This is a genomic window from Vibrio sp. V09_P4A23P171 (assembly GCF_963875615.1).
Taxonomy (GTDB): Bacteria; Pseudomonadota; Gammaproteobacteria; order Enterobacterales; family Vibrionaceae; genus Vibrio; species Vibrio anguillarum.
In genome coordinates this window covers 22,312-35,741 of sequence record NZ_CAWNMR010000044.1, presented here as the reverse complement: position 1 = coordinate 35,741, position 13,430 = coordinate 22,312, and the positions used below count along the sequence as shown (strand labels likewise).

Annotated in this window: 13 protein-coding genes; 10 read left to right on the top strand and 3 right to left on the bottom strand. The window is 46.2% G+C overall.

Features of this window, described 5'->3' with window-relative positions; translation table 11 throughout:
• The first annotated feature begins 24 nt into the window (after positions 1 to 24).
• The 7 genes from AACT23_RS12575 (at position 25) to AACT23_RS12545 (ending at position 5,264) form a co-directional block, all read left to right on the top strand.
• Positions 25 to 507: a PTS sugar transporter subunit IIA gene (locus AACT23_RS12575; protein WP_017049267.1), complete on the top strand. Its 483-nt coding sequence runs from the start codon at positions 25 to 27 to the stop codon at positions 505 to 507.
• 7 nt (positions 508 to 514) lie between these two features.
• Entirely contained in the window at positions 515 to 1,207 is a 693-nt protein-coding gene (locus AACT23_RS12570) for an L-ribulose-5-phosphate 4-epimerase (RefSeq protein WP_013868339.1), read from the top strand.
• A gap of 5 nt (positions 1,208 to 1,212) precedes the next feature.
• Positions 1,213 to 2,034 (top strand): pyridoxal phosphatase, encoded by an 822-nt coding sequence (locus tag AACT23_RS12565; protein ID WP_094126678.1) that lies wholly within the window; start codon positions 1,213 to 1,215, stop codon positions 2,032 to 2,034.
• 5 nt (positions 2,035 to 2,039) lie between these two features.
• Positions 2,040 to 2,687 (top strand): 3-keto-L-gulonate-6-phosphate decarboxylase UlaD, encoded by a 648-nt coding sequence (locus AACT23_RS12560; RefSeq protein ID WP_088733123.1) that lies wholly within the window; start codon positions 2,040 to 2,042, stop codon positions 2,685 to 2,687.
• Positions 2,688 to 2,695: 8 nt separating this feature from the next.
• A complete protein-coding gene (locus AACT23_RS12555; protein WP_094126676.1) occupies positions 2,696 to 3,577 on the top strand; it encodes an L-ribulose-5-phosphate 3-epimerase in 882 nt (293 codons plus the stop codon).
• Positions 3,578 to 3,765: 188 nt separating this feature from the next.
• Positions 3,766 to 4,188, top strand: coding sequence for a hypothetical protein (locus AACT23_RS12550; protein WP_094126674.1), 423 nt, complete (start codon positions 3,766 to 3,768; stop codon positions 4,186 to 4,188).
• A gap of 119 nt (positions 4,189 to 4,307) precedes the next feature.
• Positions 4,308 to 5,264 (top strand): diguanylate cyclase domain-containing protein, encoded by a 957-nt coding sequence (locus tag AACT23_RS12545; protein WP_026028163.1) that lies wholly within the window; start codon positions 4,308 to 4,310, stop codon positions 5,262 to 5,264.
• Here AACT23_RS12545 and AACT23_RS12540 read toward each other — a convergent pair.
• The gene (locus AACT23_RS12540) at positions 5,254 to 6,225 is read right to left on the bottom strand and encodes an arginine deiminase-related protein (RefSeq protein WP_017045022.1); all 972 of its coding nucleotides are present in this window, start codon (positions 6,223 to 6,225) and stop codon (positions 5,254 to 5,256) included. The genes AACT23_RS12545 and AACT23_RS12540 overlap by 11 nt on opposite strands.
• Before the next feature lie 511 nt (positions 6,226 to 6,736).
• On the opposite strand from AACT23_RS12540, the gene AACT23_RS12535 reads away from it, so the two are divergent.
• Together AACT23_RS12535 and AACT23_RS12530 are read left to right on the top strand one after the other, a co-directional pair.
• Positions 6,737 to 8,581, top strand: coding sequence for an ABC transporter ATP-binding protein (locus AACT23_RS12535; protein WP_094126672.1), 1,845 nt, complete (start codon positions 6,737 to 6,739; stop codon positions 8,579 to 8,581).
• Between the two features lie 97 nt (positions 8,582 to 8,678).
• Positions 8,679 to 9,383 (top strand): DUF445 domain-containing protein, encoded by a 705-nt coding sequence (locus AACT23_RS12530; RefSeq protein ID WP_013868329.1) that lies wholly within the window; start codon positions 8,679 to 8,681, stop codon positions 9,381 to 9,383.
• Positions 9,384 to 9,469: 86 nt separating this feature from the next.
• Here AACT23_RS12530 and AACT23_RS12525 read toward each other — a convergent pair whose 3' ends face one another.
• Positions 9,470 to 10,225: a phosphatase PAP2 family protein gene (locus tag AACT23_RS12525; protein ID WP_094126670.1), complete on the bottom strand. Its 756-nt coding sequence runs from the start codon at positions 10,223 to 10,225 to the stop codon at positions 9,470 to 9,472.
• A gap of 312 nt (positions 10,226 to 10,537) precedes the next feature.
• Positions 10,538 to 12,415 carry a PhoX family protein gene (locus AACT23_RS12520; RefSeq protein ID WP_094126668.1) on the bottom strand — a complete coding sequence of 626 codons (1,878 nt, stop codon included), beginning with the start codon at positions 12,413 to 12,415 and terminating at the stop codon, positions 10,538 to 10,540.
• A 441-nt stretch (positions 12,416 to 12,856) separates the two neighbouring features.
• Between AACT23_RS12520 and AACT23_RS12515 the strand changes: the two genes are divergently transcribed.
• Complete coding sequence (locus AACT23_RS12515; protein ID WP_047688797.1) at positions 12,857 to 13,417, top strand: hypothetical protein; 561 nt, start codon at positions 12,857 to 12,859, stop codon at positions 13,415 to 13,417.
• Positions 13,418 to 13,430 lie beyond the last annotated feature (13 nt).

Below are 13,430 nucleotides of genomic sequence, written 5' to 3'. Positions count from 1 at the left end.
GGCACCCACTCTGGAGATAGAACCATGGGACTGAAACAATCACTGATCGACAATGATTCCATCCAATTAAATGCACAGGCGAGCACTTGGCAAGAGGCGATCAAAATCGGTACGGATAGGCTGATCAAATCAGGAGCCATCCACCCCTGCTATCACAATGCCATCATCAGCAGCGTTGAACAATTAGGCCCGTATATCGTCATCGCGCCTAATCTTGCCCTGCCTCATGCTCGTCCTGAAAATGGCGTGATCAGAACCGCCTTTGCTTTAGTGACGCTGCAAACGCCTGTCTATTTTGACGGCGAAGATGAACCGGTCGATGTGCTGATCACCTTAGCGGGCAGCTCGTCTGATCAGCATATGGAAGGATTAATGGAAGTAACCCAAGTGCTGGATGATGAAGAGAGCGAGACTGGCGTTGATCTCGATAAACTGCGCCGTTGTCGTACCGCGCAGGATGTTTACCAAGTGATTGATGAAGCGTTAGCGGCGCAATTGGTCGAGTGAGGATGCCATGTATAGCGAACTAAAACAGCGAGTATTTGCGGCAAATCTTAAGCTTCCCCAATACGGTTTAGTCACTTTTACTTGGGGCAATGTATCAGAAATAGACCGCGAGAAGGGCGTCATCGCCATCAAACCTTCCGGCGTAGAATACGATGTGATGAAAGTCGATGACATGGTGATCGTTGACCTTAACGGCGCGATTGTGGAAGGCACACTTAATCCATCCAGTGATACCGCCACTCACCTCGAACTCTATAAAGCTTATCCAGAGATTGGCGGCGTGGTACACACCCATTCGCGCAGTGCCACTATTTGGGCGCAAGCGGGCATTGACATTCCCGCTTTAGGGACCACTCACGCCGATTATTTTTACGGTGACATCCCCTGCACACGCAAACTTTCTTGCGATGAAATCGCTGGCCAATATGAGAAAAATACCGGCCTTGTGATCATCGAAGAGTTCAAACATCGTCGCATTGATCCGATGGCAGTGCCAAGCGTGATTGTCGCCGGGCATGCTCCTTTCTCTTGGGGCAAAGATGCTAACGATGCGGTTCATAACGCTGTCGTCTTGGAAGAGATTTCCGCCATGGCGCTGGCGACTCGTTCACTCAACAGTGGCATCAAAATTCAACCGGAATTATCCGATAAACACTATCAACGTAAGCATGGTGATAACGCTTACTACGGCCAAAGGTAGCGGCTATGTATAAAGTTCTCGCGCTCGATCTTGATGGCACGGTGTTGACTGATGAACACACCATTCATCCTCAGCTAAAGCAGGCGATTCAACAAGCGCAGCAACACTGCCACGTGGTGATCGTGACTGGCCGTCACCACACGGCGGCTAAACCCTATTATCAAGAATTGGGGCTCACAACCCCCATCATCTGCTGCAACGGCACTTACGTGTATGACTACCAAAATGAAAAAGTGCTCAAGCACAATGCCATCACCAAGCACGATGCATTGACCTTTCTCGCTTTGGCTAAAGAGTTTCAAATGAAACTGGTGATGTATGTGACCGACGCGATGACCTATTCCAAGCGTAACCCAATCGCCTACATGCAAGCGTTAGAAAAATGGGCCAACCAGTATCCACCGACGGCACAGCCCAAAATCGAGCAAATTGACTCGTTTCGTCACCGCGTCGAGCAAGAAACGTTTATTTGGAAATTTGTAGTTGAAGGGCTACCGAGTTCCGTTGAACGCCTTGCCCAACAAGCTTGGGTACAAGAGACATTCAACGGTGAGCGTTCATGGTCGAATCGCATCGACTTTGCTGCCAAAGGCAATAGTAAAGGTCAGCGCTTGGCTGAATATGTGCAATCGCTTGGCTACCACGCCAATCACGTGCTGGCCGTCGGTGATAACCATAATGATATTTCAATGCTCGACTACGCCGGGCTCGGCGTGGCGATGCTCAATGCCGACGATACGGTGAAATCCCACGCCAAACTGATTTGTACAACCGATAACAATCACGACGGGCTCGCCCATTTGATCCGTGACAAAATTCAAGGATAACTCTCATGACTAAACCAATGATCCAAATCGCTCTCGACCAAACTGACCTTATTTCTGCCATCGAAGTGGCAAAAAACGTAGCAAGCTTTGTGGATGTCATCGAAGTGGGCACCATCCTCGCCTTTGCTGAAGGCATGAAAGCCGTCAAAACGTTACGCCATAATCACCCTGACCATATTCTAGTGTGCGATATGAAAACCACCGATGGCGGCGCTATTTTAGCGCGGATGGCATTTGAAGCTGGCGCGGATTGGATCACCGTTTCTGCCGCAGCGCATATCGCCACCATCAGCGCTTGTAAGAAAGTCGCCGATGAACTGGATGGCGAAATCCAAATCGAAATTTACGGCAACTGGACCTTTGCTGATGCACAAGCGTGGATTGATCTTGGCATCACCCAAGCCATTTATCACCGTTCAAGAGATGCCGAACTGGCCGGTATTGGTTGGACAAGCGAAGATGTTGAGAAGATGCGAACTCTATCCGATATGGGGCTTGAACTTTCCATCACAGGTGGCATTGTTCCAGAAGATCTCTATTTATTTGAAGGCATTAAGGCCAAAACGTTCATTGCGGGGCGTGCATTGGTCGGTGAAAAAGGTCGCGCCACTGCCGAAGCACTGCGCAGTCAAATCGATCGTTTTTGGTGCTAGGAGGCCGTATGTATCAACATTTGCCACGCCAACGTATCGGGTTGTATGAAAAAGCGCTCCCCAATCATTTCAGTTGGGAAGAAAAGCTCGCCACAACGAAAGAGCTGGGGTTTGATTTTTTAGAGATATCCGTTGATGAGTCGGATGAACGTCGTCAACGCTTAGACTGGGATGATGCAACCATCTATCAGCTACGAAGATGGTGTGAGCAATACCAAATCCCGCTGCAATCGATGTGCTTAAGTGCGCACCGTAAGTTTCCTTTTGGCTCGTCAGACCCCGCCATTAGAGAACAAGCCATTCTGCACATGGAGAAAGCGATTACCTTAGCTTACAAACTGGGTATTCGCACCATCCAACTCGCAGGCTATGATGTCTATTACGAACCCGCTAATAAAGAAACTCATCAACGTTTCATTGAAGGCATGCAGCTTTCCGCCAAATTGGCCGAGCGTGCTGGCGTGATGCTGGCAGTGGAGATCATGGATACCCGCTATCTTAACTCACTGAGCAAGTTCGAAATTCTCAAGCGGCAAGTACCCTCACCCTATTTTATGGCGTATCCAGATGTAGGCAACATTTCAGGTTGGAACTACGATGTGTGTACTGAATTGGCACTTGGTATGCCTCACATTACTCAGATCCACCTTAAAGATACCCATTGTGTCACCCCAAACTACGCTGGCCAATTTCGAGATTTAGTGATTGGAGAAGGAGAGGTTAATTTCGACGCCATTTTCCAAACCTTGAAAAAGACACACTGCGTTGTGCCGATGGTGATTGAGATGTGGGCACAAAATGAAGATTGGCAACGCGACATTCGTACCGCTCAACAGCGGCTAAATCAAGCTTGTGATGCTGCTGATTCGCCTCGTTTATTCAACCTATAGCTCATTTATTCAACCTATAAATTGTGCTCGGGTGCATCTTTTATGCATCCTTCATCCTCATATTGGATAATACCGCGCCCTCTCCCCCGTGAGCGCGGTAGCTTTTCTTGGCAAATATTGACATCACCAACACAATCGCGCAGAGTTGCTTTTTGATAACGCCCCGATGCATAACACTCTGAGAACCAATGAAATTACTTCACTTACAACTCTTCTGGTATGAAAAGCATCACACCCTTTTAGAAATGGAAGCGCTCCCTACGCTCACCCCAACCCAAGAGCAAGCACTGGCAGAATGGGTTAAGTGTCGACGCAAAATATTAAGCTTTGAGGCTCACCAGCATATTTGGGTAAAAGTGAATGTAGACGGTTTTTCTTCCGCTTTGCATTTAAAGCCGAATGGCACGTTGGTCGAGCGAGATCTGTTTGGTGAAAAAACACTGCAAGGATTATGGAAAGTCATCGACGGTTTCTTATTTATCAAAGTGATCAGTGGTGAATTTATTGTCGAATATCAGATTGTTGGCAATAACGAACACAGCATTCACTGCGGTATTGAGTACATCAACGGCCGAGTCAGTACCTACAGCAAATTTATTCAAACCAAATAAGCTTTGTGACCCACGGGAAAAAATGAGATGTATGTTGAACAAGATATCAACAACCTTGTGAATCCATCGGCAAACTGTGGCACACTCGACATAAATGCAGACTCGGTTCATCACGGTTTATGGAAGAGTACTTAAAACGAATCAAGCAGCTTGAAGAGCAAGTTGAGCATCTCAAAAAAGAAAACAGCTCTCTTGAAGAAAAGCTGAATGCAACGCTAGAAGGCACTGGTCTTTGTCTTTGGGAACAACACATTCCTAGCGGAACCCTTAAAATATTCAATAGAGAATGGGGTGATATGCTTGGCTATCAATCACACGAGCTAGACGCCACCGTCGACATTTGGAAAAGCAAACTCCACCCCGATGATTATGACTTAGCCGTGGGCGCTTTTGAGGACCATTTGAATGGCAAGGCTGACACCTATCAGGTCATACACCGGATGATCCGCAAAGATGGAGGTCAAAGCTGGGTGTCGGATCGCGGCCGAATCGTTGAATATGATGAGAATGGAAAGCCGCTGCGTATGATGGGCACCCACACGGATATTACCAATGAAAAACATTATGAATTAGAACTCTCCAAACTCGCTGCGCAAGATCCATTAACCAACCTATTAAATCGAAAGGCGTTAGAAACTAAGTTTGACGAGATGAATGATCTTGTCGAACACCCTGCGGCACTGATTTTTATCGATTTGGATGACTTTAAAACCGTCAATGATCATCTTGGGCACCAAGCTGGGGATTTCGTGCTGCTCCAAGTTTCTCAATGGCTTCAAGAAAATGCGCCTCAACCATCATCGATTGCTCGTTTGGGCGGCGATGAGTTTGTCCTATTGTGCATCAACCAAAGCACAGAAACGTTAAAGCAGTTTATCGACAGTTTGCTCACCAAAGCCTATTCACCACTAAAATTAAGCCATGGAGAAGTGCAGATTGGCTTTAGTATTGGTGTTTGCCAATTCACAACCTCAACACATACCTTTGAAACCTTATATGAATTGGCCGACCAAGCAATGTATCAGGTGAAGAAAAATGGCAAAAATGGCGTTGAGTACATCAATCTTAGCCAATAGAAGGCAAAAACACTTCCCCTAACATACATCTCACCGAACCACCGCCAATATCCTCAATGGTCTTCACATTACACGGCAGTAACTTACCGTGACTGGCCAGCTGCGCACGCTGCGCCGGCGAAAAGGCATCAAACGCCGATTGCGACATAGCGATCACTTTATCCCCTGCCGCCGTTTCTAATTGTAAAATGTTGCCGCAGAAACAGTTCATCTGCTCAAGTGAAATTGAGATGATCTGCTTATCTTTGGCCAGTGATTTAACCACAAAACGACGTTCAAACTCCGGGATCACTTCATCGCAAATCACGCAGAATGCTTCACCAACCGCCATCATCACATTGGTGTGATAAACCGGTTGGCCTGAAGGCAACGCCGTTTGAAAAGAGACCACGCGATCATAACCGATACGTTTGGCGTACTCCTCTAGCACTTCACGGTCGCAGCGCTGTGACAACGCCGAATAGATGGTTCGATTAAGGTGATCCATCACCATCACACCGGTGCTTTCAAGATAAGCCTGCTGGTCTTGATACGCGAGCAACGAATCTTGCGCCAATACCTTACGGCCTGACAAAGTAAGAGCTTCAACCAACGCTTGTGGGCGCACTTCTTGCTGTCGATTTTTACAAGCCATCGGAAAGGTAAACAAGGTTCCCTCTGGCGTAGTGCTAAACCAGTTATTGGGAAAGACGGCATCTGGCGTTTCCACTTCAGATAATGGGTAATCAAACTCCACTACTTGTACGCCTTCGAGACGCAGTGTCTCAACCATGCTTTGATATTCGGCCATGGCTTGGATGCGAACTTGTTCGGTACTCAATGCAACTTGGTGTTGAAATTCATTATCTTGTGCCGTTTGAGCGTTAAATTTGAACTCTTTTGGCGGCACCATTACGACACAATTGGCATTTTGCACCGTATTCACGGCTGGCTGTGTGATCACTTGTTCCTGCAACATCATAGAAACTTTCCCTTCTACTCACTTTAGGCCAATTGTAAGCATAATGTTAAAACAACATTGACTGAATTTTGGGTTATTTCATCGAATAACTCCTATTAATTACTGAGAAAACTATTTTTCACATTAAAAATTACGGCAAAATCCTCATCACACCTAAAAATATTCACCCTTATTCAAAAAATATTCACAGTAAAAACTCACTTAAACGTAACGCAACTCGTTTATGGTTCTCTTATCGTCGATAACGATATTTAACTCGCTTCATTTTTTCACCCGATGGACGTTACTGACCATTCGAGCCGATGCTTGCTGCATTGACCACAGTATTAATCAGGCGCCGTTTTCTAGAGCCAAGCGCGAAAAGTAATCCGCCACTTATGTTGTGATTTCGTTATACTTCTGTTCGGCTTACTCCATCATTTGCTCCCCTTATAGGAGTTCAACGTTAGATTCTCGCGTTCTAGGCTTTTGGTCTCTCATACTTTAGCGAGAATTGGCATAAGGATTTTCGATGTATAAAAAATTTGAAAGCTTTACCCAAGCCTTTCCCAAAGAGGAACCCAAACAGCCTCCTGCGACCTTATGGGCCTTTTGTCGTTACTACACGCGCGGCTTTGAAAAACCACTCATTTTAATGGCGTTAATCAGCACGTTAATTGCCGTTGTTGAAGTATCACTGTTCGGTTTTATGGGCCAACTGGTGGATTGGCTCTCATCCAGTAACCCAGAGACTTTCCTAACTGAGAACCGAGACACCTTGATCGGTTTATCTATTTTGGTACTCGTGATCATGCCACTTTTGATTGGCATCTATTCACTGTTGATCCACCAAACTATGCTCGGCAATTATCCCATGTCGATCCGTTGGTTAGCGCACCGTTATCTGCTCAAGCAAAGCCTCTCTTTTTACCCAGATGACTTTGCGGGAAGAATTGCCACTAAAGTGATGCAAACGGCGTTATCCATCCGCGAAACAGTGATGAAGACCTTGGATGTGTTTGTCTATGTGTCAGTCTATTTCACTGCGATTGTGGTGATGTTGGCGCAAGCAGACTGGCGTTTAATGGTGCCGATGCTCGTCTGGCTCGCGGCCTACATTTGCATTCAACTTCACTTTGTACCACAGCTTAAAAAAGTGGCATCAGAACAAGCCGATGCTCGCTCAACCATGACGGGGCGCATTGTCGATAGCTACACCAATATTGCCACGGTCAAGTTGTTCTCACACACCCGCCGAGAAACCGACTATGCCGAACAAGGCATGGAGAGCTTTTTAGACACGGTTCACCGCCAAATGCGTTTAGTGACTGGTTTTAACTTGTGCGTTGAACTCGCCAACTATATTTTGGTGTTCGTGATTGCGGCGACTTCGATTTATCTATGGATGCAGAGTGCCATCAGTATTGGTGCAATCGCGATTGCGATCAGCCTTTCATTACGCATTAATGGCATGTCGAAATGGATCATGTGGGAAGTCGGTGCACTCTTTGAAAACATGGGCACAGTCGTGGATGGCATGAAAACCCTCTCGAAACCGATCACCATTGAAGATAAACCCAACGCAAAACCGTTGCAGGTTGCACAAGGTGGCATCGAATTTGATGACGTGAGTTTCCACTATGGCGAGAATAAAGGCGTTATTAACCATTTAAACCTGGCCATTAAACCGGGTGAAAAAGTGGGTTTAGTAGGGCGTTCTGGCGCTGGAAAATCAACTTTAGTCAATTTACTGCTTCGTTTTCATGATGTTGAAGGTGGGCAAATTCGCATCGATGGGCAAGCGATCAATGACGTCACCCAAGATTCGTTGCGCAGCAAAATTGGTATGGTGACGCAAGATACTTCACTGCTGCATCGCTCGATCCGCGATAACATTTTGTATGGCAACCCTGATGCAAGTGAGGAACAACTGCTGCAAGCCACCCGACAGGCACACGCGCATGAGTTTATCGAAACACTCACCGACCCATTTGGTAACCTAGGCTATGATGCGCAAGTGGGCGAGCGCGGCGTAAAACTGTCTGGCGGCCAGCGCCAGCGAATTGCTATTTCCCGCGTGCTGTTAAAAGATGCGCCACTATTGGTACTCGACGAAGCCACATCCGCACTCGACTCCGAAGTGGAAGCGGCAATTCAAGAGAGCTTAAATGAGCTGATGCAAGGCAAAACCGTGATTGCCATTGCTCACCGTTTATCAACCATTGCCGCAATGGACAGGTTGATCGTACTCGATAAAGGTAACGTCGTTGAGCAAGGCACACACCAAGAGTTGATCGCTCAAAACGGCATTTATGCACACCTATGGGCGCACCAAACGGGTGGCTTTATCGGTTGCGACGACGTTGAGATTGCTTAATGGTTTATCAACGGAGTTTGCGCTCCGTTGATGCTTCCACAATTCACTCTTTTTCCTTAGAATTCGCCCATTCCCTTTATTTAACTAGATTTGGATTATGAACAAGAGCTTACTCACTAATATCATTGCGCTAGCGCTCCTTGCAGCGGGCTATCAACTGGATAACACTATTGCGCTGTATGCGGGCTTATTTGCCTTCTCTGGCGCAATCACCAACTGGCTTGCGATTCACATGCTGTTTGAAAAAGTGCCAGGACTCTATGGCTCGGGTGTGATACCTGCTCGCTTTGAAGAGTTCAAAACCGCAATCAAGAGCCTGATGATGGAGCAATTTTTCACCCAGTCCAATATTGACCGCTTCCTCAGTAAAGAGATGACGGGCAGTAAAACGTTGGATCTTGAGCCTGTGATTGCCAAAGTTGACTTCAACCCAACCTTTGATTCTTTGGTCGAAGTGATTGCAAACTCTCCATTTGGCGGCATGCTGGCGATGTTTGGTGGAACCGACGCGCTACAACCACTCAAGCAACCGTTTGTCGAAAAAATGCAGCAATCTATGATTGATATCAGCCAAAGCGATAGCGTTAAACAAGCGCTCAAAGAGCAGTTAGAAGCTCCTGAGATGATTGAAGAGATCACCGCTAACATCGAAAACATCATCGATCAACGTCTCAATGAACTCACGCCTAAATTGGTGAAAGAGATGGTACAGAAGATGATTAAACAGCACCTTGGCTGGTTGGTTGTTTGGGGTGGAGTATTCGGTGGTTTGATTGGTGTGGCTTCCTCCTTCTTTGCCTGATTGCCGTTACTTATGTGATTGAATGTGATTACAAAAAAGCCAGCACGTTTAAATGTGCTGGCTTTTTTATGATCGCTAGTGACCCATTAACAGAGATGAAGACGCGTTAATAGTGGTTTTAATTTAGGGTGATCTAAGGGGTACACTTTGGGTATCACAAGGTAAATCATGCTGACAAACAGCAAGGAGCCGTATAAATCAACCGGACGATGCATCCCTAACCATAAGCGGCTAAAGGCGACCCCACAGGCCCAAAGCAGTAGACCCGCCGCAAAAATATAGCGCTTTTGTTCAATAAACAAGCCACCAAAGAAAGCCAGACAAATAGCAGCGAAGATCGTATGGCCAGAAGGAAATGAATAGTCCTTTTCACCCTGCCAATGACGTAAACGCCAGTCACTGACTTGGGTTGCGATGTCGGTCATCACACTTTCTTTTTGTAATTCACTCAATTTATAAAAATGCGCAGGGTTTGGGATAAGTAACTCATACGTCATTAATTCGGTGTATGGACGAGGGCTCTCTGTCAGATGTTTTAAACCCGTTTTGGCAGCCATACCAATCACCAATAACAAGCCAATTTGAATAATGCGGTTAAGCAGTTCAATGCGGGAAGTCGCTGTCCGTGTTGCCAAAAAAGCCAACAAAGCAAAGGTAAAGCCAAAACCTTGCCAACCAGCCGAATCGGTTAAATAGGTAAAAAATGCACCGACGCCCTCGCTCACTGGCGTGGTCAAATCAATCGAAGACCCAACCAATGAGATGGGAACTAACAGCAACGAGAACAAGGCTAAGAGTACTAAGCCCGATTTTTTCATTTGGATTTGCTTTTTCACGCTCAATAGACACCGCTGGATTATTGAAGATCAGCATAATAACGGACGACACGCAAAGAACGTATCAAGCAATTGTCAATTTGAGGGAAAATAATCGCCCCGATCTCACCCTTTTTACTTATTTTCCTGACACAAAGAATTCATACATAACGTGTAGGAAAGGCAAACCAGACCATGTCCTGCCTAACCGAAACAACGTCTTCTTTCGTGCAAGATAGGAGACTCCAAGACCGTGAATGGATGATGGCAACAGCGTTGACCGACAGCAAGAATGTTAAAAAGGGAGCCGCAGCTCCCTTCAGAGGAAATGATCAGGGCTTATGCGCCAATCACCCCGCCGTCTTCACGAGTGATCATCATAATGGTCGAACGCGGCTTGGTGGTTCCACCGTATGGGAAATGCGATGGCGCTTCATCTTCCCCAGGGTGTTGAACGCCAACAAACATGGTTTTTTGATCCGGTGAAAAAGTTAACCCTGTTATTTCACAAGCAATCGGCCCAGTTAGGAAACGTTTTACTTCACCAGTAATTGGATCCCCGCACAACATTTGGTTGTTGCCTTGCCCGGCAAAATCCCCTTTGTTGGAATAGTTGCCATCGGTTTGAATCCACAAGCGACCCGCTTTGTCAAAGCCGATACCATCTGGGCTGTTGAACATGTTGTCTGCTGAGATATTGTCGCTGCCCGCATAGAGATCGCCTTTATGTACCGTTGGGTTGCCCGCAATCAAGTACAGATCCCATGCAAACACAGTGCTAGTGTGATCCTCATTGGCTGGCATCCAGCGCAGAATCTGGCCATAGTTATTCTTAGCGCGAGGGTTAGGACCACCAACAGGCTGCCCCTCTTTACCTCGGTTTTTATTGTTGGTCAGTGTACAGAACACGTGCTTATTATCAGGGTGAATCGCAACCCATTCAGGACGATCCATTGTCGTAGCACCCACTTGAGTCGCTGCGCGGCGAGCAAAAATCATCACTTCTGCTTGGTCCTTAAAGCCATTTTCTGGCGTTAAACCATTTTTACCAAAGGTCAGTTCAAGCCATTTTCCCGAGCCTTTCAGTTCTTTCTCATTCATATCAAACTTAGCGACAAAGAGGGTTCCTTCTTCTAATAAATTGCGATTCGCCGCATCGTTACCAGCTTGGTAGCGATTTTTTGAAACGAATTTGTATAGATGTTCACCGCGTTCATCATCCCCCAGATAGACCACAGCATGGCCATCTTTGTTGAGAGTAAGCGCCGCATTTTCATGTTTGAAACGGCCTAACGCCGTGCGTTTAAGTGGCGTCGATGTTGGATCGTTCGGATCAATTTCCACCACCCAACCAAAGCGGTTTGGCTCATTGGGGTTTTTCGCAACGTCAAAACGCTCATCATGTTGGTGCCACTGATAATCACTGGGTTTGGCTTCAATACCATAACGCTTATGATCAGCCGTTAACTTCACGCCATCTTGGTTACTACCAAAGAAATCATCAAAGTTCTCCTCACACGTTAAGTATGTCCCCCACGGCGTTTGACCATTCGCACAATTGTTAAAAGTTCCCAGTGGATTTAAGCCCTTAGGATCAGTGGCGGTTTTCATTAGCGTATGGCCTGCAGCTGGCCCTGTGAGCAACATTGGTGTGTTTGCCGTGATACGACGGTTACGCTTCCCTGCGCGGTCAACCGTCCACTGGCCATTTTTGTTCATCACTTCAACGACAGTAACGCCGACCGCAGCTTGCGCTTTACGCACATCATCTGCTGTCATCGATTTACCTTTGTGATCAAACAAGTATTCGTAGTTGGTGTATTCATTATTAATCGCAAGTACACCGCGATCATCCGAAATGGGGAAGAAGCTCATGCCATCAGTGTTATCACCAAATTGAAGCTCTTGTGCTCGTGAATCTTGTTTACCACTTTGGTCAAACTCAGGAGCATCAACAGAAATGGGGTCACCCCATGAAATCAACGGAGTCGCTTTATACCCTTTAGGAACAACGATGGCATCTGCCGTTGAGACAGGAATGGCTTCAAAATTGAGCAGTGAAGAGCTCGACTTTGCCGCCACAGCCTTAGCAACTGGATTTAAAGATAAAAACGCGCCTGCACTGACTGCCGCACTACCCGCCATAAAACGGCGGCGAGAGAGTCTCGCTTCGATCATTTCACTAAATTGAGACTCTTGCTCATCACGCTTCCACATGTTTGCTCCTTGACTTTACTTGTCTTGTTATTGGATTTTGCAAGCAGCTTAGCGGTCTATCGTGACAAATAAGTTAAATTTACATTGCTTAACGGTGACAGTGAGTTAAAAAATAAAATCTATGCGTTAGCTAAATAAGCCATTCAGCACAGCTGGGTCACCACAAGTATCACTCCAAATCGATATTTTCTAACCGACCTCGTCGAGAAAACAATACAACCGGAACCGCCATCAAGCTTGTCAATTGTCAAAACGGATAGTTTTTTGTTTTGTTTGGCAAGAGATGAATATTCATTTGATCATGCGCTCAAATCACACCTATTTTTTTACAGTTTTCTATTCTTAAACTAGGCTCAAAGTGCATATGGATGAATATGAACATCTAAGATCACTACATACCTTATACACAACGCAAAATACCTAACTCGACTGGAGTCTGTTATGAAATATTTTATTTGCCTGATCGCTTGTTTCTCCTTTTCCTCCTTTGCTAATGAGTTTGAAGGGGCGCTAAAAAACTTCATTGATACCAAGGTGGCTGAAATCATTGCTAATCCCGTTTTAATCCAAGCCATTAATGCTCAAAACGCTCAACACGCTAACCTAACTCAAATGCAAATTGATCAACTCGACAAGGATTGGCGTAGCCAAGTGGGCCAAACCGATGCTCCACTGATCAACAAACTGCTCTCTTCCCCCGCATCTTCTGAACTTAAATCGATTCAACAAGCTAGCAACGGGCTAATTACGGAGATCTTTGCTATGGATAACAAAGGGCTGAATGTCGCCCAAAGCGAGATTACTTCTGACTACTGGCAAGGAGATGAGGAGAAGTGGCAAGACACCTACCTTAAAGGTCCAAGCGCATATCTAATTGGTGAGATAGAAGAAGATGAGTCGACCCAAATGTTTCAGTCACAGATAAGCCACAGCGTGGTTGACCCTAGCTCAGGGAAAGTGATTGGTGCCATCACCATCGGCGTTAACGTAGAAGCTCTTTAACTCATTGATCAGG